Source organism: Roseiflexus castenholzii DSM 13941, from assembly GCF_000017805.1.
Classification (GTDB): domain Bacteria; phylum Chloroflexota; class Chloroflexia; order Chloroflexales; family Roseiflexaceae; genus Roseiflexus; species Roseiflexus castenholzii.
Genome location: NC_009767.1, coordinates 3,164,632 through 3,191,142, shown reverse-complemented (window position 1 = coordinate 3,191,142; position 26,511 = coordinate 3,164,632). Strand labels below are relative to the sequence as shown.

General features: G+C 59.4%; 14 protein-coding genes. 8 read left to right on the top strand and 6 right to left on the bottom strand.

Translation table 11 applies throughout. The annotated features are described in order from the left end of the window. Nucleotides 1-565: 565 nt before the first annotated feature. The 4 genes from RCAS_RS12775 to RCAS_RS12760 all read left to right on the top strand — a co-directional run bounded on the left by RCAS_RS12775 (nucleotide 566) and on the right by RCAS_RS12760 (nucleotide 9,219). A complete protein-coding gene (locus tag RCAS_RS12775) occupies nucleotides 566-3,697 on the top strand; it encodes a hypothetical protein (RefSeq protein WP_012120982.1) in 3,132 nt (1,043 codons plus the stop codon). Nucleotides 3,698-3,742: 45 nt separating this feature from the next. Then, nucleotides 3,743-4,894: an ATP-binding protein gene (locus RCAS_RS12770; protein ID WP_012120981.1), complete on the top strand. Its 1,152-nt coding sequence runs from the start codon at nucleotides 3,743-3,745 to the stop codon at nucleotides 4,892-4,894. 671 nt (nucleotides 4,895-5,565) lie between these two features. After that, nucleotides 5,566-7,032, top strand: a complete 1,467-nt coding sequence (locus tag RCAS_RS12765; RefSeq protein ID WP_012120980.1) for an MGDG synthase family glycosyltransferase — start codon at nucleotides 5,566-5,568, stop codon at nucleotides 7,030-7,032. Between the two features lie 600 nt (nucleotides 7,033-7,632). Continuing rightward, nucleotides 7,633-9,219 carry an alanine racemase gene (locus tag RCAS_RS12760; RefSeq protein WP_012120978.1) on the top strand — a complete coding sequence of 529 codons (1,587 nt, stop codon included), beginning with the start codon at nucleotides 7,633-7,635 and terminating at the stop codon, nucleotides 9,217-9,219. Nucleotides 9,220-10,027: 808 nt separating this feature from the next. Here RCAS_RS12760 and RCAS_RS12755 read toward each other — a convergent pair. From RCAS_RS12755 to RCAS_RS12740, 4 genes are all read right to left on the bottom strand, one after another. Continuing rightward, nucleotides 10,028-10,426 carry a hypothetical protein gene (locus tag RCAS_RS12755; protein ID WP_041330744.1) on the bottom strand — a complete coding sequence of 133 codons (399 nt, stop codon included), beginning with the start codon at nucleotides 10,424-10,426 and terminating at the stop codon, nucleotides 10,028-10,030. 64 nt (nucleotides 10,427-10,490) lie between these two features. Next, nucleotides 10,491-11,702, bottom strand: coding sequence for a glycosyltransferase (locus tag RCAS_RS12750; RefSeq protein WP_012120977.1), 1,212 nt, complete (start codon nucleotides 11,700-11,702; stop codon nucleotides 10,491-10,493). A gap of 4 nt (nucleotides 11,703-11,706) precedes the next feature. Continuing rightward, complete coding sequence (locus RCAS_RS12745; RefSeq protein ID WP_012120976.1) at nucleotides 11,707-12,966, bottom strand: glycosyltransferase family 4 protein; 1,260 nt, start codon at nucleotides 12,964-12,966, stop codon at nucleotides 11,707-11,709. 6 nt (nucleotides 12,967-12,972) lie between these two features. Further along, entirely contained in the window at nucleotides 12,973-15,303 is a 2,331-nt protein-coding gene (locus RCAS_RS12740; protein WP_012120975.1) for a hypothetical protein, read from the bottom strand. A gap of 234 nt (nucleotides 15,304-15,537) precedes the next feature. Between RCAS_RS12740 and RCAS_RS12735 the strand changes: the two genes are divergently transcribed. The 4 genes from RCAS_RS12735 (at nucleotide 15,538) to RCAS_RS12720 (ending at nucleotide 23,434) form a co-directional block, all read left to right on the top strand. Then, nucleotides 15,538-17,808, top strand: coding sequence for a sensor domain-containing diguanylate cyclase (locus RCAS_RS12735; RefSeq protein WP_012120974.1), 2,271 nt, complete (start codon nucleotides 15,538-15,540; stop codon nucleotides 17,806-17,808). A gap of 121 nt (nucleotides 17,809-17,929) precedes the next feature. Then, nucleotides 17,930-19,828, top strand: coding sequence for a hybrid sensor histidine kinase/response regulator (locus tag RCAS_RS12730; protein WP_041330740.1), 1,899 nt, complete (start codon nucleotides 17,930-17,932; stop codon nucleotides 19,826-19,828). A 187-nt stretch (nucleotides 19,829-20,015) separates the two neighbouring features. After that, a complete protein-coding gene (locus tag RCAS_RS12725; RefSeq protein ID WP_041330738.1) occupies nucleotides 20,016-22,103 on the top strand; it encodes a RecQ family ATP-dependent DNA helicase in 2,088 nt (695 codons plus the stop codon). Between the two features lie 11 nt (nucleotides 22,104-22,114). After that, nucleotides 22,115-23,434, top strand: coding sequence for a DNA-processing protein DprA (locus tag RCAS_RS12720; RefSeq protein ID WP_012120971.1), 1,320 nt, complete (start codon nucleotides 22,115-22,117; stop codon nucleotides 23,432-23,434). A gap of 53 nt (nucleotides 23,435-23,487) precedes the next feature. Here the strand turns inward: RCAS_RS12720 and RCAS_RS12715 are convergent, their stop codons facing one another. After that, nucleotides 23,488-26,106, bottom strand: a complete 2,619-nt coding sequence (locus RCAS_RS12715) for a CBS domain-containing protein (protein ID WP_012120970.1) — start codon at nucleotides 26,104-26,106, stop codon at nucleotides 23,488-23,490. After that, nucleotides 26,097-26,462 carry a hypothetical protein gene (locus RCAS_RS12710; RefSeq protein WP_232280009.1) on the bottom strand — a complete coding sequence of 122 codons (366 nt, stop codon included), beginning with the start codon at nucleotides 26,460-26,462 and terminating at the stop codon, nucleotides 26,097-26,099. Before RCAS_RS12710 ends, RCAS_RS12715 begins: the two co-directional genes overlap by 10 nt. Nucleotides 26,463-26,511: the final 49 nt, after the last annotated feature.

The window sequence follows — 26,511 nt, the reverse complement described above, 5'->3', positions numbered from 1 at the left end:
TGTTTCTATCATACCAGACTTTGGAGGGGCGCTGAGAACCGAGAACTGAGCACCGGATCAGGGGTCAGGTTTCAGGACTCGTGAGACGGTATGGAGAACCGGCGACGGGCAGATTCCAATTCGTCGATGGTGTTCCGCGGTCGAGACGATTGCACAGCGGAGATCGCAAGGAGCGGAATGGTCTTCTGCCTGTATCTTCTACGTTCCTCGTTCGAGCCTCAATCTCGTGTGCCTCGCAGCGCGCGACGGTCCACGAAGCCATGCTACTCATCCCTCTCCCTGCGCGATACGCGCTGTGCGTCTTTCCCCTCCCGCTTGCAGAACCGCCGATTTCCCCCTATGATTGGCAATGCCAGACCAGACGCCATGCTATCGTCCTGTTCCTTCACTGAGAGCATATATGCTGGTATCACAGAACAAGCCGTATGTTGAACATCTTGTGCATTCTTCCGATGCGTATCAATGGCTCTCTTCGGTTTATCTCCTGGCTATCGACTGCACCCCAGCGCTGGCGGATATATCCGCCAGGACGCTTCCTCGCCAATTGCCAGAGTAGTCCAACACCATGTCGTTCATTGCCGAACTGAGCCTCATTCTGATTGCAGCAGCGGTGTTGTGTTGCTACGTCGGATGGGGTGCGGCGCGGTTGGCGTTGCCACCGTCGCTTGCATCATTCCGCGCGCCATTGACGCCGCTGATCGGCTATGTCGTCCTGCTCTGGAGCGGGTTCATGCTGGCGAGCCTGGTGCTCAACTTGCGTTGGACAGTGGCAGTCATCCTGATCGGCGCCACCGTTCTGAACATTCTCACCTGGCGTGCAGAGGGGCCGCCACAACCGCTGGCATGGTTGCGTGCCCAACCAGAGGCGCTGATCCCACCATTGCTGGCGCTGCTGACAGGCATCCTGCCGTTGCTCGAGTACGGCTATCCAACGATCATTGGGCGCGGATGGGATACCGAGGCTTACCTGCCGATGGCGCAGCACCTGATCGACTATTCCCTGCCGCGCATTCCGGAAGCGCCACAGAGTCTCCTGCGCGACCTTGTGACGCATCCACCGCGAATCGGGCTAACCCTTGGCTTTTCGATATTTCATGGAATGACGATGATCTTCAGCGGCGCCAGCGCACTGGCATCATTCGCGCCTGTCATTGCGTTTATGCGTGCGCTGGCTGTACTGGCGATGTATGTCTGGCTGCGCGCAACGATGGACGCAGGGCGGGTCGGATCATTTCTGGGAGCAACGCTCACCGCGCTGACCTCGCTGATGCTCTGGATCGGCTATTTCAACTTCGGGATGCAGATGTCCGCCTGGTGTCTACTGGCGCTGGCGCTCACCACCGGGCTGGCAGCCGTTGATGATCTGGCACAGCGTCGTCTGGCGGCATGGCGTGGAGCGCTGCTGGCGGCAATCGCTCTGGCTGCCATACCCATCGCCTACTATCCGGCGCTGGTTATCGCCGTTCCGCTCATTTCAGCCGCAGGAGCGGCGCGTCTGTTCGAAACATGGCGTCATCCGCAGCCGTACACGACGCCGATCTCGCTGGCGCTGGCGGCGCTGGCACTTGCCGGATTGACCCTGGCTGCGTCTGCGCTGGCGGTTCAGGATTACTTCGAGGGGTTCAGTTTTCGCTACTCGCTGATCGAGCCAAAAATCGGACCGGATCGGTTTATCGGCGTCGATGAAATCCTGGGATTGACCGCATTTCGCCTGTCTAACGACGGTGATCAACCACCTTCGTTGCTGATCGGAGTTGCGCTGCTGGCGACGGTGTTGCCGGGATGTGCAGCGTTGGTTCTGCCGCACCGGTGGCGCAATGACGCTGATGCCGGTGAACGCACGCGATTACGCTGGACACTGACCATTGCTGCCGTCGCAGCAGCGTTGATCTGGCTACGCTTTGGCAGACCGTATGAATATGGCTTTATGAAAGGCGCTGCGTACACTTCGTTCGTCATCTGGGGGCTGACTGCGTCAGGGGTAGAACGAATCGCCCAATGGACAAAGCGCACCGGGATGCTGCTGGCGTCCAGCGCTGCTCTGCTGATCCTTGCCTGCACCGGTTGGTCGCAATCGCTGACGGTCGCCGATCATATACGCGGACCGGCAATCTTCACCCGTGATATTGCTGCATTCGACCGGGTAGCGGCGCAACTGCCGCATGGCGCGACCGTGTTGTTGAGCGGCGACGAGACCCTGACCGGACCGATCAATGGTATGCTGGCGACAATGCTGTATGGCAAGGAACTCTGGGGACGGGTTCCCGCCGCGTATGCTGCGCAATCGTTCTGGTCTCCTGGCGAAACGCCGAACTATGTCGTGCTGGCAGCGCGCGAGGACCCCTGGCCCCTGGACGTTGGCGCGAAGGAGCGCTGGCGGAGTAGCGCGATTGCTCTCTACGAAATGCCGCCGGATGCCACCTTTGTTCTGGGACGCAGCGAGAGTTATGTCATTGCAGCAGTCGATCCAAAATCGCCCGCATCGCTGGCAATCTGGCGACGTGCCGGGCACAATCGCGTCATTGCGCCCAACGAACCCTTTACTCTGGAGATGCCGCACGCAGCGACGTTGCGCCTGACGCTGGCAGCGCTGGAAGCGCAGACGGTAATGTTGCGTCAGGGGCATACCACCACAACGCTCTCGCTAGAGGCAGGGGTTACAACGATCAAAACAGGGAGCAGTTCGACTGTACAGGTCATCCCCACAGCGCCGCTGGCGCTGGTGCATGCTGTTGTGTCCCCAACCGATACGCCGACGCCGGTCTCGACATCGCTCGACATAACGCGCGTGGCATGGAGCGCAACGAGCGAACAACAGGGCGATCAGATCGTTCTATCGACAAGTCTGGCAAATCCAGGCAATCACGCCTTGCGTTACGAAGTGATTATTATCGGCGATACGTTCGATGCGCCGGTGCGCATCGCGCGGTTGCTGGCTGCTGCGCCTTTGGAAGGTGAATGGCGGTTGGCGCTCGATCTGGCACGCGGCGCTTCCGAAGCGCGAATGAATGGCGCTCCTGCACCGATGCTGGCAGCCGATGTCGCCGTAAATCCTCCCGACGGTCGCTACTTTGGCGTTCTGGCGATCTATAGCGGCGGTGCGGTCGTTGCGCAGGCGCCGCTTTTTACCATGACCATGAGCGAGGGCGCCGTGGCGACCTTCGAGCCGGTCTTCTTCTCGGTCGAAACTGCCCGCGCCCGATCTGACGCCTCGCCGCTCCCCGCGCATCAGCGCGCACTTCTCGCCGGAACGCCGCTGATGTGTGACGAGTTGCGCCTGGCGCTGGAACAGATTGTTCTGGAGCGCCAATCACCCCCGCCTGGCGTGACTCCTGTGACGCCACTCTCCCCCGGTGAACGTCTGAACGTTCAGGTCTTCTGGCGTGCAACCGGCGACCGTGAGAACCAGGATCGGTCACCAATGGTATCGTTCCAGGTGCTGGATGATGAAAACCGCAAATGGGCGCAGTGGGACGGCGTACTCGGCGATTGGCTTCCTGTACCTGCCTGGAAGCCCGGTGCAGCAGTGCGGCAGGACATCCCGTTGACGCTCGATGCCGCCACGCCGCCTGGCGATTACCGCCTGTTGCTCATTGTGTACGACCCATCAACCGGTCGTCCCATTCTGGTTGCCGGACAGGAAGCCGCAGTTGTCGGGAAGGTGAGGGTTGCGGCAAGCGGGGGGATAGATCCTTGAATATCCATACTTGACATAGGGATTTTCAAGAATTATAGTGGGGCTATGCTCATTCCACGCCCTACGGTTATCAATCAGATTACGCGCCTGCTGGCGATCCACCCGATTGTCGCCCTTCTGGGTCCGCGACAATGCGGCAAGACGACGGTAGCGCGGATGGTTGGCGAGCAGCAAGCGTCTACCTATTTTGACCTTGAAAATCCGGTGGATATACGGCGTCTCTCTGCGCCGTTGACCGTTTTAGAAACCCTCTCCGGGCTGATCATCATCGATGAGGTGCAGCAACGCCCTGATCTCTTCCAGTTGCTGCGCGTGCTGGTTGATCGTCCACAGAACAACGCCCGGTTTTTGCTCCTGGGATTCGCCTCGCCGCATCTTGTACGCAGCGCGTCGGAGTCGTTGGCGGGTCGCATCGGATTCGTGGATCTTTCAGGGTTCGATCTGACCGAAGTAGGCGTGGCGCAACGCGACCGGCTTTGGGTGCGCGGCGGCTTTCCCCGGTCGTTTCTCGCCGATGACGATCCAAGCAGTATGGCATGGCGCGAGGCGTTCATCCGAACATTTCTGGAACGCGATATTCCGCAGTTGGGGATTACTATTCCTGCGGAAGCCCTGCGCCGCTTCTGGACAATGGTCGCCCACTTTCACGGTCAGCAATGGAACGCCGCCGAATTCGCGCGCTCGCTGGGCGCATCCGAGTCCACTGCACGACGCTACCTGGATATTCTGGGCGGCGCGTATATGGTGCGTGTGCTGCCGCCGTGGTTCGAGAATCTGGGGAAGCGACAGGTCAGGTCGCCTAAAGTATACATCCGGGACAGTGGCATTTTGCATGGACTATTGCACTTGGAAACGCTGGCTGACGTTCAGTCGCATCCCAAACTGGGCGCTTCGTGGGAGGGATTCGCTGTTGAACAGATCATTCGACTGCTGGATACGCGCGATGCATATTTCTGGGCAACCCATAGCGGCGCCGAACTCGATCTGCTGGTCCATCTCCGCGGCAGGCGTTATGGGTTCGAGATCAAATATGCCGATGCTCCTGGCGTCACCCGTTCGATGCGTATTGCCCTGAGCGACCTGGGTCTGGAACACCTGTGGGTCATCTATCCAGGGAGGCAGGAGTACGCCCTCACCACGCAGATCACCGTCTTGCCGCTTGATGCATTGCCTCGCATAGCATCGGCATTGCGTTAGAACGGATCGGAAAACCCGCCTTACGCGGCGCAATTGGGCAGGCAAAGGCGCCGCCTTCGCCTGCCTGATCGACCGGTTCAGATACACTCTCAGCGGCGCCATTGTCTCCGACGGCGACTGTTCGCGTTTTTCCCGGGCACACAGGCATTTTGTCTGCATCTACCCTGGATTTGTTTTAACCTCCAAGCGAACCTCGGCACTCCCACAGGGGGACGGACCCGCGCGCGCGGCGCAAGTCCCCCTGCCCCCCGCGCGCGGGAGGGTTCAGGGAATTTGCGTCAACTATTATTGGATTGAAACATCTGCCCCCCGCGCGCGGGAGGGTTCAGGATTCTGGCAAACTCGCGATTTCCGCATCAGGACCATACCCCCCGCGCGCGGGAGGGTTCAGGGGTCATCTCGATAATGATGTGCGGCTCCAGTCCCTGCCCCCCGCACGCGGGAGAGTTCAGGGCAGGGGGTGAGAGGAAAACGGTGCATCCCAGCGCCATGCACGCCCTCCATGCTCATGATGCGTGCTGTCCGCCCTTGAACCCTGGATTGACGGGGTGCGGCCAGCAGGTCGTGGCAACGCCTATCGTTTCGCAAGCGTCTCCCTCCGGTATGCCTCTTGAGTGTCGGTTCACAACCGGGTACAATACTCTGGGCTGCTTTCACGGGAAGGATCGATAGTGAACCACCGCATCCTTATTCTGTCCACCAGCGCCGGTTCGGGGCATAAAGCCGCCGCCGCCGCGCTCGAAAAGGTCTTCCGACAATCGCCGCAGGTGGCGGAACTGGTCAACCTTGACGCTCTTGAACGCACCAACGAACTGTACCGCGCTTTCTACTCCGACCTTTACCTGCGCCTGGTACAAGAACGGCCCCAACTCGTTGGCTGGTGGTATCAGGCAAGCGACGAACCGTGGAAGACCGACGCTTTCCGGTTGCTGTTCGACCGGATCAACGCCGACCCGCTGACGCGCTTCATCCGTGAGTTCAAACCGACAATCACCGTCTGCACACACTTTATGCCGGCCGGCATTGTTGCGCAGTTGCTGGCGGAGGAAACCCTCGATACACGCCTTGCGATCGTGACCACCGATTACGACTTTCATTCGATGTGGCTCAGCCCGCGGTTTAACCGCTACTTCGTGGCACTGGAAGAAACAAAAGTGCACCTGATGGCGCTTGGGCTGCCGGAGGATCGGATTACTATTTCCGGCATTCCCGTCGATCCGGCGTTCGAGGAGCCAGTCGACCGGGATGCGGCGCTGGCACGCTACCATCTGCGATCTGATCTGCCAACGTTGTTGCTCTCGGCGGGCGCTGCGGGGATCGGTCCGGCGCGTGAGGCAGTGCAGCAGATATTGCAGATGAGCACGCCATCACAGGTGATTGTCGTGTGCGGAAGGAATGAAGAATTGCGCGCAGAGCTGGTCGAACTGGTCGAGCCGCAGGCGAAGCGTTTCCGCGTGCTTGGTTTCACCGATGACATGCATGTGTTGATGCGCATTGCAACCATCCTGATCGGCAAGCCCGGCGGGTTGACCTCGTCGGAAGCCATGGCAGCCGGGCTGCCGATGGTGATCATTGCGCCGATCCCCGGTCAGGAGGAGCGCAACAGCGATCATTTGCTCGAAGAAGGGGTGGCGTTGCGCTGTAACCAAATGACGACGCTGGCGTACAAAATTGATCGTCTGCTTCAGAATCCCGAACGCCTGGCGCGCATGCGGGAAAACACGCGCAACATTGGTCGCCCCGACGCTGCGCGTGTGATTGTCGAGACGCTCCTGCACGAGGATAATGAACCGGTGACGCTTCAGGAGCCGACGCCGCCTATTCGCGTTTTGCCGCTACGGATCAATATTGCTGACCTGTTCAGCCCGCCGTTGAGGGATGACGATCAGTTTGTCATCGCTGATGCGCAGAGCGATGCGCCGATTGGTGTCGTCACGGGCAAAGAGATGCGCGTGTTGTTCGATAACCTGGAGATGGAAAGCATCGAGGACACCGATTTCTACCTCAACCGCGAGACGCTGGCGCTCCTTGAGGAACGCGGCGCAAGCGCAACGCTGCTCGACGTGCTGCAACGCGCTCTTGGCGCTCGCAGTGAGTGCGATGTCCGCTGGCGACGGGGAACGAGTGTGGGGGAGTGATCGCCCGCGACCGTCTGGCGAAGAGCGTGGGCGCCCTCTCCTCCGGGGTGCGCGGATGCGCCGAACCAGCCCCGTGTGAGCGAGGCTTTGTGCGTTCAGCGCGGGCGTTCACATTCACGCATGCGGTGTGGTCCCAGTCCAATCGTGAGTGTGCCCAGGTCAATTTTCCCTCTTGACATCGCGCCAGAATCCACTACAATACGTCTCTGGCGCCTGTGCGCCACAAGGTATCCGTGCTCTCCGGCAAAAACCTGCGCAGCGGTGCGCAGCAGTTTTTGAAGCGCCATCACGAGTGTTGTTCATCATCCGATGAACCGATGGACCCGGCAGGGCGTTCAGGAATGATGTATGGACGGCAAAGCCAATTTACCCTGCTGCGACCTGTCGCGCCTGGAGCAGATGCGCGCTCTGGCGTGCGGTGCGGCGCTCGCCGTTCTGGATCGTCCCCTTTGACGAACCTCTCGGATATGCGCCCCCGCACTGCCTGAGTGCGGGGGTTTCTTATGCCCATCAGTCTGCCAGGCGGGTCCGGTCGCCTCTTCTGGACTCGTTTCGCCGGCGATATGCCAGCTTCGTGCAGATGAAGGAGGTTCACTCCAATTGAATGGGCAGACCTACGTCACCGCGTTCACCAACCGTTATGGCGTCGGACCCGAAGGACCGATCAACGATTTTATCAGCCGCCGTGGCGATCGCCTGCTGCTGGCGGATCAAATCGATCTCAATGCGATGGCGGCGCGCTACGGCGCACCGCTCGAAGTCGTCTATTGCCCGCAGATCACAGTGCAGATCGAGCGCATGCGCGAGTGGGCGGAAGCGGCGCGTGCCCGCAGCGGGTATGCCGGCGACTTCATCTACGCATATGCAACGAAGGCCAATTTTGCCGAAGAAGTCGTGCGCACTGCCATCAGTTCGGGCGCACATTATGAGACCTCAGCGGCAGCAGATGTTGCCATTGCGCATTATCTCTGGCAGCAGGGGGTCCTGCCGTCGGATCGCTTCATTTTCTGCAACGGCTCGAAGGATCATGCTTACATCGCTGCAATCGTCACATTGCGCCACGCAGGGTTCGCGCGCGTCGTGCCGGTGATCGACGATCTCGATGAACTCGAGACGTTGCTGGCTATGTGCCGTGAGCCATTGCTCCTCGGCGTTCGCGAGCGCCACACCCCTGCCGATGTCGATGTCAACCATCCTGGCGGCGAGCGGTTTGGGTTGACGCCAGATGAGATTGCGCGCGTCGTCGAGCGGTTGCATCACACGCCGCATCGTCTGGTGATGTATCACGCAATGGTCGGGAGTCAGATCGAGGACCCTGAGCGGTGGAATGAGCGTCTGGCGCGCTCGGCAGAGGCGTATGCCCGCCTGCGGCAGCGCGCGCCATCGCTCTGGCTGTTCAACTTTGGCGGCGGTATGCCGACGTCCGCCTATTCGCTCGATTTTCGTTTCGACTATGCTGGCTTCCTCGATCGCCTGATGACGATGCTGGCGGCAGTGTGCGACACCCATCATATTCCACAGCCGACACTGGTTGGTGAATTTGGTCGCTATACCGTCGCATCGCACAATGTGTTCATTATGGAAGTCGGTCGGGTCAAGTGCGGTCAGGGCGCTGCGCCGGATTGGGTATTGCTCAATGGCAGCCTGATGGTTGCATTGCCCGACAGCCTGATCGTGCCGGGGCAAGAGTTCATCATCCTGCCGCTCGACGGATGGGACCAACCGGTGCGTCCGGTGCGGCTTGCGGGCCGGTTGACGTGCGACAGCGACGACTTCTTTCCACGACCGGGGGCGCCGCCGCTGCTGTTGCCCGAACCGTACCCTGGTCAGAAGATTGCGTTTTTCGGCGTTGGCGCGTACCAGCAGATGATCGCCGGTCGCGGCGGGGCACACCACTGCCTGACGCCGGAAATGCGGCGGATCATCATCGAGCGAGACGAGGATGCGCTGGTCGTGCGCGAGATCGCGCCACAGAACGTGGGGCAGATTATGGGATTGTTGGGGTATGCCCGCGAGACATTGGAACTGCCGACGCCCCAGCACGAGCGCATGCCGGCGGAACGTCGCGCGCCACGCGAGCCGATCCGTGCGCCACGTCCGGCACGACGCCGGAATGTGCTGCGCAATGCCCCGCCGGTGCGCTATGGCGCTGAGAGGCGAGGTTGGGGGGTGAGGGTCAGGGGTTAGGAGAACCGAGAACCGAGAACCGAGGAACTGAGAGCCAGGAATTAATAGGACGAGCAATCTCCATCCGAACAACCACGCTTGCACCAGTGAAGCGGTCGGCGTTGGCTGAGCCTGTCGAAGCCCACGGTGGCTGAGCCTGTTGAAGCCAACGCCGATCACACGATTGTCTGATGTCCAGTTGATCTTCCTATAAGAACCAGAAACCCCATGGAAGAAGTCACGTGTGCTAAGCAGGATATGGGCACACGTGATCTTTTATATAACCTTCCATGAGTCCTAAAGGCTGTACCTCTCAAGTAAGGAAGACAAACCATTATCAACAGAGTTCAGGTCTGGCATCTTTGCGCCTTTGTGTGCGCTTATTTGAAAGGTGTTGGGTCGAAAGGCGCTGTTGCGCCCTAATGTACAATAGGAAGCGGCGAAGGTATTCTTCGCTTTGCATCAAGAGGTGACGATGCGTCGAATGTGTTCAAAATGACTGCACGCAATCATTGCGCTGATGCTGCTGACCGCGTGCAGTCTCTCGGAGCCGGTGACACGACCGCCCGCTCTTCCGGTTGAGATTTCGTCTGGGGTCACTCCATCGCCGTTGATAGTCGCCGCTACTCCGCCAAAGGTTACGCACACGCCAGAGATGGTTGCGCCGCCATCGGCAACGCCTGTCTCTGGCGGTAACCCGGCGCAAGCGCCTTTGCTCTTCTATCACGTACAGCGGAAAGAGCAAGGGGTGACGGTCTTCGCCTTTGGAAGCAATGAACGCCTGCTGGCGGAAGGATGGATCACGAACCCGGTTTTCCTGGCGCCCGATCTACTGGCGTACATCCAGTACTCCGGCGACAGCGCAGGTATCTATCGGATAGGAACGACCGGCGGAATGCCTCAGACGATCGTCGCCAACCCGGACACAACTATCGCCGGCATGCGCGGATCGCCCGATGGACGCATGATCGCCTTCATCAATGTGCGCGGTGTTTGTCAGGTTGAGGAGTGCATCCGAACGCTCACGCTGGTTGCCACAGATGGCAGTGGTCTGCGCCCGATCCGTACCCTCGACTCCTGGCGCTATGCGTGGGATTGGACGCCCGATGGACGCCTGTGGCTGCTCCTTTCTATTGACGACTCGCGTTCGCGCCTGGAAATGTATGCCGCAGACGGAACGCTGATCGATGAGCGCGTCATTGACTGGCAGCCCCGAAGCGGTTTTCATGAAAACATTCAAGGGTGGACGAAGGCAGTGCCTTCGTCCACCCGGTTGATTTTAAAGCACACACTCACACATCCGCAACGCACACCCCGTTGCGTTGCTGCGCCACTCGTTCGCATACAGCGAGAAGGCGCGCGGCGCGTTGCGTGTAGGTGTACGGCGCTACTCGTTCTCGCCCGCATTTCGCCAGCGCCTGCCGTTTTGCAGGATCATCGAGCAACATGCGCAGTGCGACTGCCAGCGCCGCGCGATCACCGCGAGGGAAATGGAGTGCGCCATCACCGCCGGTGATCTCACGCAGCGCCAGGAGGTCGGGGCACACGACGGCGCGTTCCATTGCCATGTACTCGAACAACTTCAGCGGTGAAGCCGTCACATCGGTGACGGTATCGGGAATGACCAGTACATCGGCGGCTGCCAGGTAGAGCGGTATCCGATCCTGCGGCTGCACCCCCGCAAACATCACCCGTTCGCCGATGCCGGAACGCTGCGCCTGCGCGATAAGCGCGGCGCGCTCCCGGTCGCGCCCGCCGACCAGGATCAATCGCGCGCCGGGAACATCCGCCAGGGCATCGAGCAGCAGATCAACCCCGCGATAGGCGAAGGTCAACCCGGCATAGACGATGATCGGTTCATCCGGCAGCCCGAGTGCGCGTCGAGCAGCATCGCGATCCTGCGGCGTGTAGATCGTTTCATCATAGGCATCGGGCAAGACGGCAACCTCGCACCGACTGCGCACCCCAAGCCATGCCAGCAGATCACGGAACGCACCGGTGAGTGAGGTCAATGCCGCCGGTCGCATCAACGTCAGGCGGTCGATCAGGTGGAGCAGCGGCTGCACCCAACGCTCTTTCGCGCGCGACGGGTTGCGGCTCTCCAGGTCGTGCACCTCGTACACCACGCGCGCGCCGGTCAGACGTGGCGCAAGTAGCGACAACCACAACGCGCAGATGACTTCACGCACATAAATGACATCAAAACACCGGCGACGCGCCAGGCGCAGCCAGAGCAGCGTCGCCAGCACGAGCCAGGCGTAGGCGCTGCGCTCGGCGTAGTACCAGAGAGTCGAGCGATAGAGCCGCGACAGGCGCCCGATTCCAATCCGCGGCAGGTGGAGCGCCAGCCCGTCGAATGCGCTGGGACCGGTTTCGACTCGCGGTACGATTGCGAGCGTATCCGGCGCCAGCGTCTTCAGCGCCCGCAGGGTGGCGTGGGTCTGCACTGCATTGGCAGAACGCAGCCGCAGACTGTTGGGGTAGGCGACATAACAGATGCGCATGGCATTAGCCGGCAGGCGCCGTCTCTCCTTTGCCCGACAGGAATGGCGCATAGAGGCACAACAGTTGTTCGGCGATCGTGCGCGAATTGAACGCCGCCGCCATTGTGGGTCCCCGACGCGCATACGTTTCCCACAGCGATCGATCGCGCAGCAGGCGCACCAATGCCGCGCCGATCGCTTCCCCGCTGCGTGGCGGCACAACGATCCCGCATTCGGACGCAGCGACGTACTCACTGACGCCGGTTGTCGATGTGACAATCGGCGGCGTGCCGACCGCCGCCGCCTCGACCACTACCCGGCTGAACGACTCGGAGACCGACGGGACAACAACAACATCGGCGGCAGCCAGATGCGCCATCGCCTGATCGTGCGGAATACCGCCGGTGAAGATCACCGCCGATGCGACTCCCAGATCCTCTGCACGACGACGCAGGTATGCGCCATAGTCGCCAAACCGTTGCGTGCTGCGATTCGGACCCACAATCAGCACCTGTGGATCGATGCCGCCAGCGCGGATATGAGGAACGGACTCCACCAGATATTCAATCCCCTTGAACGGATGCAGGCGGTTCAGGCTGACAATAATTGGACGGGAGGGATCGAGGTTGTAGCGTGCGCAGATGTCGTTTCTGCTCTGCCGGCGAAGTGTTTCGATCTCGACGCCAGCAGGGGGATAACTGTCAGCAGTAATATTGTAGGGAATAGCGACCACTTTCGCGGGTGGCGCGCCCAATCGCACTGCCAGCGAGCGGATCTGCGGCGAATCGGCGCGCAGCGTAGCGCTGCGTCGAAACACAAAAGGAAGCAGCACACGCACCGCAAGAAATCGGGCGTACCCATAATCGAACTCCGGCACGCTCATAATGTCGGCGCCGGGCAGCGTCACGGCGAGCGGCGGATGGATCGAGCGCAGTGTCAGTGCAGCGACCAGACCAAGCGGAAATGCCGTCTCGACATGCACGAGATCGTAGCGGCGCGTTGCAATGAAGCGCCGGTAGTGGACAAGTGCGCCCGCCAGATAGGGGTATCCGGTTGGAAACGCCAGCGCGCGGTTGAGACCCTTCAGCGCCATAGCGGAACTGACCGGCAGCCGATGAACGACGATGCCTTCCTGGACCTCGCTGCTCAGGCGAGCAATGCCTGCGGCGAGCGTGATCACCTCGGCATCGATCCCATGGTCACGCCAGGCATCGATTACCTCGGCGTGAATGCGATTGCCCATCAGTGCCGGATCGTAACGTGGTATGAAGTAGAGAATCGTCATAGGTGATCAGGTACGCCGTTCATAGATAATGAACCCGTCGCCAAACAGGACCGGTTGATATGCCGTTGCGAGACGCTGATCGAGTTCCGGGAACGCTCTGGTCGTATCGAGTCCGCTGACCCAGGGCTTGTCCTCGGCAGTGATCTGTATGACGAATCTTGGGGGGTTCCTGTCAAACTCATCAAGGAATCGCTGCCGAAGGCGTTGAGTCGTTGGATGAGAAATATGGTGGTAAAAATAAAAATCTTCCACAAAGGACGTGGCAGGTACAGTCTGAGCAATCAGCGCAGCATAGTTTGCACCGCCAGTCCAATCGAGAGTCTGCACCGGGTCCCCCGGTCTGATCCGTTCACGCAAAAATGCGGCGATCCGGTCGGTGCGCTGGAACTTGCGATTGGTCGGTGGACCTCCAAAAAGATGAAGTTCTGGAGCAGGGCGGGCCGCAGCGACGATGACAGTGCCGACGATCAGGAGAGCGAACAGATGAGGGCGTCCTGGCTGTTCAAGAAGACGGAAAGAGAGCGCCATCAGCAAAACGAGGAAGAACAGCATAGGCAGCCAGTGGTATGACCAGAACTTGCCGGCAGGTATCGGATAGATGCTGTACACAATTGCCAGTGCGATCAGCATCTGTACAAACATCCGCTGGTCACGATCAAGCGTTCGGTCGCGGAAGGACGCAGCGCCGATAAGTGCCGTGATAAGCCAGATGTGATGCCCGCCCAATTCCCGCCAGTTGTTCCATACATACAGCGGGTAGTTGATAGCGTCGATCGTCTGATGAACCCGATCGAGGCGGTTGTAAAGGGGCCAATAATTAATGGCAATATCCAGAAAATAGGACCAGGCACCCGCTTGCCAGAGATAACCGGCGACTGCCACAAGTGGCAATAATGCGCCGACGATGACGGCGGTGCTTGCTTTGAGAACAACCATGAGACGGTTGTTGGCCTGCACATCCGGCGAAAAGTGCATCCAGACATACCACCCGGCAACAATGGGTAAGCCGATAATGGCATGCGGTTTGACTGTTGCAGCCAGACCAAACAACACGCCAACAACGGTAAGCGCAAGGAAGAAGCGCTTCGATATGACAGGATGCCGGATGCGGACAATAACCAGCGCCAGACCGATGGGGACCAGGAGAACGAACTCGCGCTGAAGCGCCATATATGAGCCATTGTGCAGATAGCAAAGTCCGAACGTGATCGCTGCTGCCCATCCGACACGCGCCCCAAATGGGCGAAGAGCCACGACCACGCTTGCCAGAAGAGCGAGCAACAGCATCTGATCAGCAAATCGCAATCCCAGATCGCCGAACCCGAACAATCGGACAATTGCGGCGCTGAACAAATAGGTGCCAGGCATGTTCTGTACAACAATATTGAGATACGGTACTAGTCCGTGATGTTCGATCAACCACCCCGAATAGATCATATTGGCAGCATCAAACCCGAGACGCCACCGAAGCGAAAACAGGCTGGACAGGATCAGCAGGCAACCCAACGAACCAAAAAGCCAGTCAAACGCGCGTTTCCGATACTCGGCGACGTGATCGCCAATGATGTAGGATTTGACAAGCCACAATGCAGCGAAACCGGCGCCGACGGTTAAGGTCAGTTCCCAGACACCTGGCGGTTGCACGGGCATCATTCCTGGCGCCAGGCGCCAGCCTGCAACAGGAAGAAGGGCAATGCTGAGGGAAGCAACTTGCGACACCCAAAAGGGCGCCCAGAGACGCAGCCACACACGCGTCAGCAGAGCAATCACCACAATCGTGGCACAACGCAATGCCGCAGGCAACAACAAACGCTCACCTGCCGGTCGTATTCGCACTCCGCCGACTGCCACACCTAATGCTCGTCTGTCAGGGGTGCCGCTATACGGTGCCACACCCCTCAATTGTAATCCGGGGTGCATCCAGCTCCACCCGTTGGGTGCAAGCAAGATATGATACACGCGCCACTGTGGTGCGATGCCAAGCGTGAAGGGGAGAGCAGTATCGGTTGCGAATGTGATGGCAATCTCTGGCGCGCCAGGGTATTGCGGCGCTGTGAGCAGCATCGAGAGAAGGACGCCGCTATACTCTCGATATGCAGTGAAGTGGATGGTGCTCTGATCTTTACTCCAGCGCCAGACTGCGGTGTCGTTCCGCTCAACGCCCCAAAAATTGTCGAAGACCACTGATTCATCAACGGCGACATTCCGCACACCTGGCGCCGGAGAGAAAGCAGCCAGCGCTCCCAGTAGTCCGACAACAGCGGCATATGCCAGATTGCTCAACATCGATGCCGACTTGAAAAGCCATTGCCGCGAGGATTGAGTCGAAGCCAACACGCGCATTACTCCGTTTACAGTCCCAACGTCGCACTGCGGCAGTATACCATAGCCATGGTCAGGTCCAGAACGATGAACGAAATGTAATGAACCTTCATTCTCAGGAAGCGTGTGGTAATAAATTCGTGATAATCTTTTGCTACAATGCATCATAAGTATCAAGTACATTGATGAGTTTTTGGCGAAGCATTGCGGGCATTCCCAACACCGGACCATGACGTCGCGAGTCCAACCATGGATATTGAATCGCTCCGTGCAGAGAATGAGGCGCTCAAGGCTCGCATCAGCGATCTCGAACGCGCCTTGCAGCACGCACAGGACGAAAGTCGTTCCCCTCTCTTTTCCGCTGCTCCCGATTGCTTCACGGCGCTTCATGAGACGGCATTGACAATCATGAGGCATCTCGATCTGAATGACGTTCTTGAGGCAATCGTGCTGCACGCGACGCGGCTGGCAGGCACAAGCGACGGGTACATCGATCTCCTATCGCCTGATGGAACGCAGATGGAGATGAAGATCGGAGTCGGCTGGTATGCCGAACATTGTCGTGAACCGATCGATATCGGTGACGGCATCGGCGGCAGAGTCTGGCAAACCGGCAAACCAATGATCGTCCGGGATTACCGCACCTGGGAAGGGCGCGTTCCCTTTCTGGACTCTTCGAGCATAGGAACCATCGTTGCCGTGCCACTTCGGTCGGGATCGACCGTCATCGGAGTATTGGGCATCTCGTACTTCGAGTCGGATCGTCCGGTTGCCGACGCGCTTGTGGATATGCTGCTGCGTTTTGCCGATCTGGCAGCGATTGCGATTGGCAATGCGCGTCTCTACACCATCGTGCAGAACGAACTGGCGGAACGACGCCGGATCGAAGCCGAACTGCGCGAGAACGAGCAACAACTGCGGCGTCTCTATGCCATTACGAGGCGTCAGGCGCAGGAATTGCACCTGATCGGTCAGGTGCGCGAAGCCATCGCGCGCGAAATCGATCTTCCGGCGCTGTTTCGCGTCGTTGTCGAATCGATCAATGCAACCTTCGGGTATACGCTGGTTTGCATCTATCTCCGTGATGGCGACAACTTGATCCTCCAGCATCAGGTGGGCTATCCTTCGCCCATTAATCGTATTCCGCTCGATAAGGGCGTGATTAGCCGCACAATCCTCAGCGGACGACCGACGTTGATCACCGATGTGCGCAGTGACCCCAATTTCATCGGTGTGATGGATAATATCACGTCCGAAATCTGCGTCCCGCTGTGCGATCAGGAGCGCGTCATCGGCGCACTCAATATCGAGAGCGTTGATGGCGTCGTGCTGACCGAAGACGACCTGCGTCTGATAACCGAGCTGACCGGGCACATTAATGTTGCCATCGAGCGCGCTCGACTCTATGAACAACTATGGCGGCGCGTGCAGCAACTCGACGCGCTCTACGACATCATGACCGATATGATTGGCAACCTGGACCTCGACGCAGTGTTGCAAACCATCGTCACACGGATGATTGCGCTATTGCGCGCAACACACGGCATGATTGCCCTGTATGATCCAGAGCAACGCAATTTGCGCATCCACTACAGCACCGGCATGGATCACAATTACGCAAACAAGCGCCTGGCTCTCGGCGAAGGTTTGATCGGCAAAGTGGCGCTAACGCGCCAGCCGCTGGTGGTGTACAACTACGAACACTGGGAGGGACAGTCGCCGGTGTTTCGTTCGATGCCATCATCGAATGTGCTGGCGGCGCCGCTGCTGGCGGGTGACGAATTGATTGGAACATTGAGCGTGGGTGATGTCAGTCTTGCGCGCGTGTTTACCAATGATGATATTCGCCTGCTCAGCATGTTCGCGCAGCAAGCGACGATTGCCATCAAGAATGCGCGATTGTTTGCCGAAGTGCAGCATCTGGCAATCACCGATCCTTTGATGGGCATCTACAACCGGCGCTACTTCTTCAGCGCAGCAGCGCGTGAGTTCGAGCGTGCGCGGCGTCATCGCCACACACTGGCAATTCTGATCGCCGACCTCGATAACTTCAAACAGATCAATGATCATTACGGTCATCCCATCGGCGATCAGGTGTTGCAGGCAGTCAGCAACACTTTTCGTCGTGAGCTGCGCTCGATCGATCTGCTTGCGCGCTATGGCGGCGAAGAAATCATTGTGTTGCTGCCCGAAACCGATTGCAGCGGCGTTATCCGGGTCGTTGAACGCTTGCGGTCGCGTCTGCTGGAAGCGATTGCAACCGAACGCGGCGCGATCCACATCACTGCCAGTTTTGGCGCGGCAGTGAGTCAACGCATCAACGCGCCGGATGTCGAAACGCTCATTGGTTCCGCCGATCGGGCGCTGCTGCGCGCCAAGCAGCAGGGCAAAGATCGCCTCGTGATCTGGTGCGACGCATGCGCCGCCAATGGCGTGTGCCTTCTCGCTCCGCCAGAAGCGTGTGATCGCCGCATAACGGTTGTTTCCTCCACGAATACGTCCCCGGAGAAGACGGCGTAACGCTACCGCTCGAGCGACAACAGGAGTAAAATATCCGTAAATAATTCTGCCGATGGCATGGAGCAGATCGTGTTGCGACGATAACCATCACTGTGCCATTGCTCACGAAGGCAGTATACGCATGGTGCAAAACCTTATCGTGAATCGTCCAGGAGTGTTCATTGCCTCTTATAGTGGGCTGGCGCTTCTGCTCAGCGGGCTGACGATTGTGATACGCGGTTCCGAATATCTCCTCTACCTGCTGATATGGCCCATCATCATGAGCGCTGCGCTGGCTCTCTGGCGGATGTATCTGATTCTGGTCGGTATTGGCGTGGCAGTGACGGCGATCACATTGCCGTTGGTCGTTCCGAATCTCAACGAGTCGGCAATGACGGCACTGGCAGCCGCCCTGGCTGCGGTGCTTTTCTGTGAAAGCATCTATCGGTTGATGGATCGTCAGCGCGCTATGGCGCGCGCCTTGCGGGAGAGCGAAGAGCGATTCCGCTGCACCTTCGAGCGCGCCCCCGCGCCAATGGCAGTGACCGATGTCCAGGGTCGCTTGAAGTGGTTCAATCAGCGCCTCTGCGATGCGCTGGGGTACAAACGCGATGAACTCAACCAGCAGATGATGAGTCGTTTTGCGTATTCAGACGACCAGAACCTTCGTTTGCACCCCGCACTGCTGGCATCGCCCGATGGAGAGGCGGCGATTGAAAAACGCTATGTCGCAAAAGATGGTCGGGTTATTCCTATGCTGGTCAGGGGAACATTGTTGCACAACGCCGCCGGAGAACCACACGAGGTTCTGGTCATTTTCTTCGATCTGACGGCGCAGCGCGAAGCGGAAGCGCAGCGCCTGGCGCTGGAGCGTCAGATGCTCGAAGTTCAACGACTCGAAAGCCTGGGGATACTCGCAGGAGGCGTCGCGCACAACTTTAACAATCTGCTGGCGAGCATCCTGGGAAACACGAATCTAGCGTTGCTCGACACCCCGCCCCATTCACCGGCGCGCCCATGTCTGGAGCAGGTTGAGTCGGACGTTCAACGCGCGACTGAACTGACCCGGCAGATGCTTGCGTATACCGGGCGCGGGCAGGTAATGCGCGAAACCATTGATGTGAACGCGGATCTCAATGCTATGACCCCGCTCCTGCGCGCTGTGATCCCCTCGGCTATCTCCATCGACTATCAGTGCGAACAGGAGTCGTTGAAGGTCTGCTTTGAGCGGGTGCAGTTGCGTCAGATTATCGTAGCACTGGTCAATAACGCAGCCGAGTCCATCGGTGATCAGCCGGGGCAGATTGTGATTACCACTGCCGAGCGCACATTTGATGCAGCAAATCTCCCCTCCTCCGCCATTGGCACAGAGATGCGAGAAGGACGCTACGCCATTATCGACGTGCGCGATACCGGATGCGGCATCGACCGGCAAACGATGGAACGCATGTTCGATCCATTTTTCACAACGAAACCGGGCAGGCGCGGGCTGGGCCTCGCGGCGACGCTGGGCATTGTGCGCAGTCACAGCGGTGCGATTCAGGTCGAGAGCGCTCCCAGACAGGGGAGTGTGTTTCGGGTTTTCATCCCGGTCGAGACGCTAATTCCAGAAACGCCATCGTCTTCACCATCCCTCCCCCGCCTCGAAGCCGCGCAACCGGAAGTTCGTCAATCGCAGGGCATCGTGCTGGTGATCGATGATGAACGGTCGGTACGCTCGATGGCGGCGCGCATGGTCGAGCGTTTAGGGTTCGAGACCCTTCAGGCGTCCGACGGAGAGGATGGCGTTGCCTTATTCAATGCCCATGCCGACTCGATTGCCTGTGTGTTGCTGGATGTGTCGATGCCGGTAATGGATGGAGCGCAGGCGCTTCAGATAATGCGCGCCATCCGCCCTGATGCGCCGATTGTCTTCATGAGCGGGTACGCCGGTGAAGAACTGGCGGCGCGCTTCGGGCAACTCCAACCGAGTGGGTTCCTGTACAAACCGTTCGATACCGCAGAACTCAAAGCCTGCCTGGATGCGGCGCTGAAGAAGTGACTGTGGCTTGCCTTCCGCAGCGTGATGCTCGAACACACAATCCTTGCCGCTTCTTCTCTGCGCCATACAGGTGTGGGCGTCTTCGGCGACGTTCCAGCCGCGTAGCCGTACCACTTTGTCAGTTGAAACGGTAAAAATAAGGGTAAGCGTGCACGCCCTGAACGAGGTTCTCACTCTATCAACATCTATGCCCCTGCGACACTACGCCGAGCATCTTCTAAAGCAGGCGCTACGCAATCCATCAGCAACTTTTCGAGACGGTCAATGGGAAGCAATTGCCGATCTGGTTGAACGTCGCGCGCGTCTGCTCGTCGTGCAGCGCACCGGTTGGGGCAAGAGTCTGGTCTATTTCCTGGCGACACGCTTGTTGCGTGAACGTGGATCAGGACCGACACTGCTCATCTCGCCCTTGCTTGCACTCATGCGCAACCAGTTGCTTATAGCAGAGCGTGTTGGCGTTCGTGCTGCAACGATCAATTCAAGCAACAAGAACGAATGGACCAACGTGCTATCCCACCTCCACGCTGGCGGTATCGATATGCTTCTCGTTGCACCCGAACGTTTGGCAAACGACGAGTTCCGCAGTGAGGCGCTGCGCCCGATTGCCGACACGATCAGCTTGTTCGTTGTTGACGAAGCGCATTGCATCTCGGATTGGGGCCACGATTTTCGTCCCGATTACCGCCGGATCGCTCGTGTGCTCCAAATGCTTCCTCCTACTATTCCTGTCCTGGCAACAACTGCTACTGCCAATAACCGTGTCGTTGCTGATATTCAGGTGCAATTAGGCGTGAACTTGCGGATTGTCCGCGGACCTCTAGCGCGCAACACGCTGCGTCTGCAAAACATCGCGCTTGACAGTCAGGCGGAACGACTGGCGTGGCTTGCAGCACATATTCCCGACCTGCCGGGGAGCGGCGTTGTTTACACACTGACCGTTCGTGATGCACAGCGTGTGGCGTCCTGGCTGCAATCGTGCGGAATTGATGCGCATGCCTACTGGGGAGACCTCGATAGCCAGACTCGTGAGGATCTCGAGCAACGTCTGCTGGAGAGTCGTATCAAGGTATTGGTTGCAACAACGGCGCTTGGCATGGGGTTCGATAAGCCAGATCTCGGGTTTGTGGTTCATTTTCAGCGACCGGGATCGGTCATTCACTACTACCAGCAGGTTGGACGCGCCGGGCGCGCTATCGATCAGGCATATGGCATTCTGTTGAGCGGCAAGGAAGATCAGGATATCACCGAATACTTCATCACGACCGCATTTCCTCCACGAGACCACATTGAGATGGTGTTGCACACGCTTGAGTCGGCAGACGAAGGTTTGACGATGGCGCAGATTGAAAGTCGGGTCAACCTCTCACGCAGTCAGATCGAAAAAACGCTTAAGATATTATCGGTGGAAACGCCGTCCCCCGTTACCAAGATCGACAACCGCTGGTTCGCAACGCCTGTCAACTACACGATCGATCTACAAAGGATCGAGGACCTGACCACTCTGCGGCGCGCTGAGCAGGAACGGATGCGCGAATATGTTCATGCTAGCGAATGTCTGATGGTCTTTCTCAAACGGGAACTGGATGATCCCGATCTGCAGCCGTGTGGCCAGTGCGCTGTGTGTATCGGTCAACCGCTGGTATCGCCGACTTATCCTGAGGCGCTAGAGCGTCGGGCGGTTACTTTTTTGCAACGTCATCACCAGCGTATCGAACCGCGTCGTATGTGGCCCGGCGACGCATTGCAGGTTTATGGATGGCGTGGCAAAATATCACCATCGTTAATGGCCGAGGAAGGACGGGCATTGTGTATCTGGGGCGATGCTGGTTGGGGCGAGTTGGTGAAACGTGGTAAGCAGATCGATGGACGCTTCGATAATGCGCTTATTGACGCTCTGGTCGAGTTGGTGCGTCAGCGCTGGCTTCCAGAACCGGCGCCAGGGTGGGTTACCTGTGTTCCATCGCTCACGCACCCGACGCTGGTTGCGGATATGGCGCAACGTCTGGCGCAGCGGCTGGGATTGCCCTTTGTGGCGGCAGTGCGCAAAGTTCGTCCGACGGAACCTCAAAAGCGCATGCAGAATGGTTTTCAACAGGCGCATAATATTGCGGGCGCTTTTGTCGTGGATCGCTGGAGCGGCATTGATGGCCCGGTTCTGCTGGTTGATGACATGGTCGACTCCGGGTGGACGTTTACGGTTGTCGCTGCACTTTTGCGCGAAGCCGGCAGTGGACCGGTCTTTCCGCTGGCGCTCGCACTGGTGCAGGGACATTGAGAGCGCGTGTCATGGTCGAACACGAACTGACGCCTGATACGCAGGCGATCCTGTTGCTCTGCGGAACATTCGGCAGACGCGGGTCGAGCGTCGCACCGCTGAGTGCAGCGGAGTATCATGCCCTGGCGCTCTGGTTGCATGCGCAGCAGATGCGTCCAGGTGATCTGTTGCACCCGGAAGGGGTTGCGTGCATCCAATCGATGCCAGGCGCTCCGGTAGTCCAGGAACGGCTGCTGGCGCTGCTGGCGCGCGGTGGAGCGCTGGCGCTTACAGTCGAAGGCTGGAGCAACAAAGGTCTGTGGGTGATGAGCAGAAGCGATCCCGACTATCCGCAGCGGTTGCGGGCGCGTTTGGAACGCATTGCACCACCGTTGCTCTACGGCGCTGGCAACCGTCGTCTGCTCCAAAACGGCGGACTGGCAATCGTTGGATCACGCCGCGTTACCGAAGATGCAATCGCCTTTACCTGCGATATTGCCCGCAGGTGCGCCATACAGGGCATACCGGTCATCTCTGGCGCCGCGCGGGGGGTGGACAGCGAAGCGATGCAGGCAGCGCTTGCAGCAGATGGCGCTGCGGTCGGCGTGCTTGCGGATAGCCTGCTCAGAGCGGCAGTATCCGGGAAGTATCGTCAGGCGTTGCGGAACGGCAACCTGGCGCTGGTCACTGCATATGATCCCGAAGCGGGTTTTTCTGTTGGCAACGCCATGGGGCGCAATAAGTACATCTATACGTTGAGCGATTATGGATTGGTGGTGAGTGCTTCATTAGGCGAAGGCGGAACATGGGACGGCGCCATCGAATGTCTGAAAAAGCAGTGGGTTCCGCTCTTTGTCTGGTCGAGCGACAAAGCGGGACCGGGCAATCAACGCCTGTGCGAGATGGGCGCTATCTCGCTGAGTCAGGAGTTGTTGTCGAAGTATGCATCGCTGCACCATCTCTTCAATGATCTATCCAGAGCATCGGTTCCAACACCCCTACTGCGAGAGAGCGAAGCGATCAATGAGCATTCCGCCAGAATGTCGCCTGGCAAGGGGATGAACACGACTGCTGGCAACGAGCGCAGCGTCCATGATACTTCATCGCTCGATCAGGCAACGCTGGCGTTGATGCCTGTCGATACGAATGGCGCAGCACCGGCCATCGATTTGTTTCCGATTGTCTGGCCCCATCTCGTCCAGGCGCTGCGAGTTGCACAGACCGAGCGCGAGATTGCGCAGCACTGCGGCATCGAGCCGCAGCAGGCACGTGCCTGGCTGCAACGCGCTGTCCAGGAAGGTCTGGCGGTGAAGTTGACCCGCCCGATACGCTACGTGTTGCACAAACCATAGGCCGCCCCATCTGCACGAACCCATCGCAATCCGTGCGTATCTGTGCTCTATACTCACCGGCGCCCGGCATCCGGTGCGCTCTGGGCGACAACTGCCTGCCGGATCCAGGCTTCCTGCTCCTCACGGGTAACGGCGATCCCGTCGAGGTGCGCAGCGCGAAGCGCAGCGAGCAGTTCACCGAAGCGAGGTCCCGGGCGCAAGCCAAGCGACTCGAGGAATTTTCCGTCAACTGCCAGTTTGACGCTGCGCAGATAGTCGATGTAGCGTGCAATATACTGAGGGACAGGCGGAGGCTCGGCAATCTGCGCCGCGCGCAGTGCAACTATGCCAATTCCGTGCAGCGCGCGATCTATTGCGCTGTCCGCAATCCATTGATCAGACCCTTCGGCCGCAGAACGCAACATCTCGACACGTTCATGCACCAGTGTCAGGTCCGCCAGCAGGCGGGCTTCGCTTGCCGGCAGGCGATAGCGTGCTGCGAAGGCAGTGCGTTCGTCGCCGATCAGAGGGTAGAGCAACAGCGCCAGGTACAGATCGGGTAACGGGGCGTCCGGGAAAGCAGCCTGTCGCGCCGCCGCAAACCATTCCGCGATAGCAGGACTCCACCGCAGAGCCGGATGCATCGCACGCAACACGCCCAAATCGTCGAGGAGCGCCAGTGCTGGCTCAGGATGCTCCTCTGCGAGAATAAGCCGGAGTTCATGCATGATCCTTTGCGGTGTGGCGCGCCCCAGCACACCCTGCTCGAGCGCGTCGCCGATCAGAGCGCGGGTGCGCGGCTCGATGACGAACCCCAATCGCGCGGCCAGACGCGCTGCCCGCAGAATACGCGTGGGATCGTCGATGAAGCTCAGATTGTGCAGCACGCGGATCAGTTTGCGGTTCATGTCGCGCCTTCCGCCATAGAAGTCGTAGAGCCAGCCATAGCGTGTGGGATTGAGACAGATCGCCAGCGTATTGATGGTAAAGTCACGGCGGTGCAGGTCGTGGCGCAACGATGCGGCTTCGACATCGGGCAGTGCGGAGGGACGCTCATAGAACTCCGTGCGCGCCATGACGAAGTCGAGGGTAAGCGGCTCTCCATCTAATCGTTTGAGGGTCAGCGTTGCTGTTCCAAATGCCGAATGGCTGCGCACCGCGCCGCCAAGTTCAGTTGCTAGCGCTTCTGCCAGACCAATCGCGTCGCCTTCGACCACCAGATCGAGATCGTCCGGTTTCCGTTCCAGGATCATGTCGCGCACTGCGCCGCCAACGATGTAGAGCGCCGCGCCACGCTGCTGTGCAATGGCGCCGGCGCGGCGCAGGATGGCCAGGAGTGCAGGATCGAGAAAACGTTCAAGCGTCTCGCTGACAATGGCGTGGTCGATCTTGCCTGCGTCCTGCCCGGCTGCCCAGGCGCGCAGCAGATCGCTGCGGGTGATAATGCCCAGCAAGCGCTTGTGCGCATCCACAACCAGCAAGCGACCGGTGCGATCACCGTTATCGGCGGCGAGCGCGCTACGCACCGTGGCGAGCGATGCGTCCGGCGGCAGGAGCGTCGGACCGTGCCAGAGGTAGCGCGCCAGCGGAGCGTCGCGCAACCCATGGCGCAGCGCCCGATCAAGATCACGGCGCGAAATGAGTCCCTGCACCACCCCATCGTGATTGACGACCGGCAACGCGCCATGTCCGTAGCGAAGCAACAACTCCTCCGCCTGCGCCACAGTTGCATCGATTGGCGCGGTATGCACCGGACGGGTCATAATATCGGCAGCGGTCAGCGCCGGTTGCATCACCTCACGCACTGCGGTTTCGGTGCGGGCGAGCAGCGTCTCCGCATCAACACCACGCACATACGCAGCAGCGGCGTAGCGATGCCCGCCGCCGCCGAAGCGCGCCGCGAGCGCGCCAGCATCGAACGTATCGGCGCCGGCGCGCAGAATCAGTTGCGTGCCGGTATCGCCGGTTGCAATCGCCAGCGCGATGACCGCCGGCGCATACAAGTCGCGCAGGCGATGCGCCAGCGACGAAAGTTCCGGCACCGGTCCATCGACGCGCGCCCAGGCAAACAGCGCCGTCCAGCCGCTGATCTCCTCCAGGCGCATGGTCTGTTCAAGCTGGTGCAACACCTGTTCCTGCACCGACGAAAGCGGACGGCGAAGAAACTCGCCAACCGCCTCGATCCGCGCGCCGCATTCGAGCAGCCACGCAGCGCATGCCACATCAACCGCGCGCGTGCCGGGCAGCGAGAGATTTCCGGTATCTTCATAAATGCCCAGCAGCAGCAGCGTTGCCTCGACCGAGGTCAGCGGCAGGTGATGTTCCATCAAGCGTTGAACCAGGATGGTTGTGGTGGCGCCGGTGTCGGCATAGATCACCTCCTCGTGCGGGGCAAGATCGCGTTCGGGGCGATGATGATCGATGATAATCGTCGGGATCGGCGTGTCACCCAACAAGGGGAGGCGTGGAACCGTGGCAGTGTCCACCAGGATCAGGCGCGTGACCGGTTCACGCGGCAGGTCGCCCATGCGCACAAACGGCAGTTCTTCGCGGTGTAACGCAGCAAACTCGCGCACATTCTCGTTCAGTTGCGGGTTGAGCACAGCCAGCGCGCCGGGGTAAAGGCGCGTCGCCGCCAGTTGCGACGCCAGCGCGTCGAAGTCGGTGTTGCTATGGGTGAGAATCAGTTCCATAGATCGGCGACCGTGCGTTCGAGCCACTCCATCCAGGGCCAGGCGCGCTGTCGGCTGAACTCTGGAAGCGGAATCCGACGCATGTCGAGATCGAGCAGCGAGAGCGTACAGTTCTCCGCAATCCGGCGGCACTCGACCCAACCGGCAACATCACGCCCATCACTCAGTGTAACATACACCGCGATGGTCACCGGACCAACATACTCGCCATATTGACGATTGACCCGATCAGGATACATCTCACCGAACCGGATCTCCTGGTAGCCGATGCGCCGGGCGCGTAGCGCATATGCAACCTGATCGTCATACGACCGGATCGTGGGAGGGCGAAGCGCCAGTAGCGCTCCAACGGCCATGATGCACATCAGAGCGCTGGCAGCGATCATGAAGGTGAGACGTATGCGA

Excerpts from the sequence above, each read along its gene's own strand:
- RCAS_RS12775 (WP_012120982.1), top strand. The coding sequence starts at position 566 with ATGTCGTTCATTGCCGAACTGAGCCTCATTCTGATTGCAGCAGCGGTG.
- RCAS_RS12770 (WP_012120981.1), top strand. The coding sequence starts at position 3,743 with ATGCTCATTCCACGCCCTACGGTTATCAATCAGATTACGCGCCTGCTG.
- RCAS_RS12755 (WP_041330744.1), bottom strand. The coding sequence starts at position 10,426 with ATGAAAACCGCTTCGGGGCTGCCAGTCAATGACGCGCTCATCGATCAG.
- RCAS_RS12750 (WP_012120977.1), bottom strand. The coding sequence starts at position 11,702 with ATGCGCATCTGTTATGTCGCCTACCCCAACAGTCTGCGGCTGCGTTCT.
- RCAS_RS12745 (WP_012120976.1), bottom strand. The coding sequence starts at position 12,966 with ATGACGATTCTCTACTTCATACCACGTTACGATCCGGCACTGATGGGC.
- RCAS_RS12735 (WP_012120974.1), top strand. The coding sequence starts at position 15,538 with ATGGATATTGAATCGCTCCGTGCAGAGAATGAGGCGCTCAAGGCTCGC.
- RCAS_RS12730 (WP_041330740.1), top strand. The coding sequence starts at position 17,930 with ATGGTGCAAAACCTTATCGTGAATCGTCCAGGAGTGTTCATTGCCTCT.
- RCAS_RS12725 (WP_041330738.1), top strand. The coding sequence starts at position 20,016 with ATGCCCCTGCGACACTACGCCGAGCATCTTCTAAAGCAGGCGCTACGC.
- RCAS_RS12720 (WP_012120971.1), top strand. The coding sequence starts at position 22,115 with ATGGTCGAACACGAACTGACGCCTGATACGCAGGCGATCCTGTTGCTC.
- RCAS_RS12715 (WP_012120970.1), bottom strand. The coding sequence starts at position 26,106 with ATGGAACTGATTCTCACCCATAGCAACACCGACTTCGACGCGCTGGCG.
- RCAS_RS12710 (WP_232280009.1), bottom strand. The coding sequence starts at position 26,462 with ATGGCCGTTGGAGCGCTACTGGCGCTTCGCCCTCCCACGATCCGGTCG.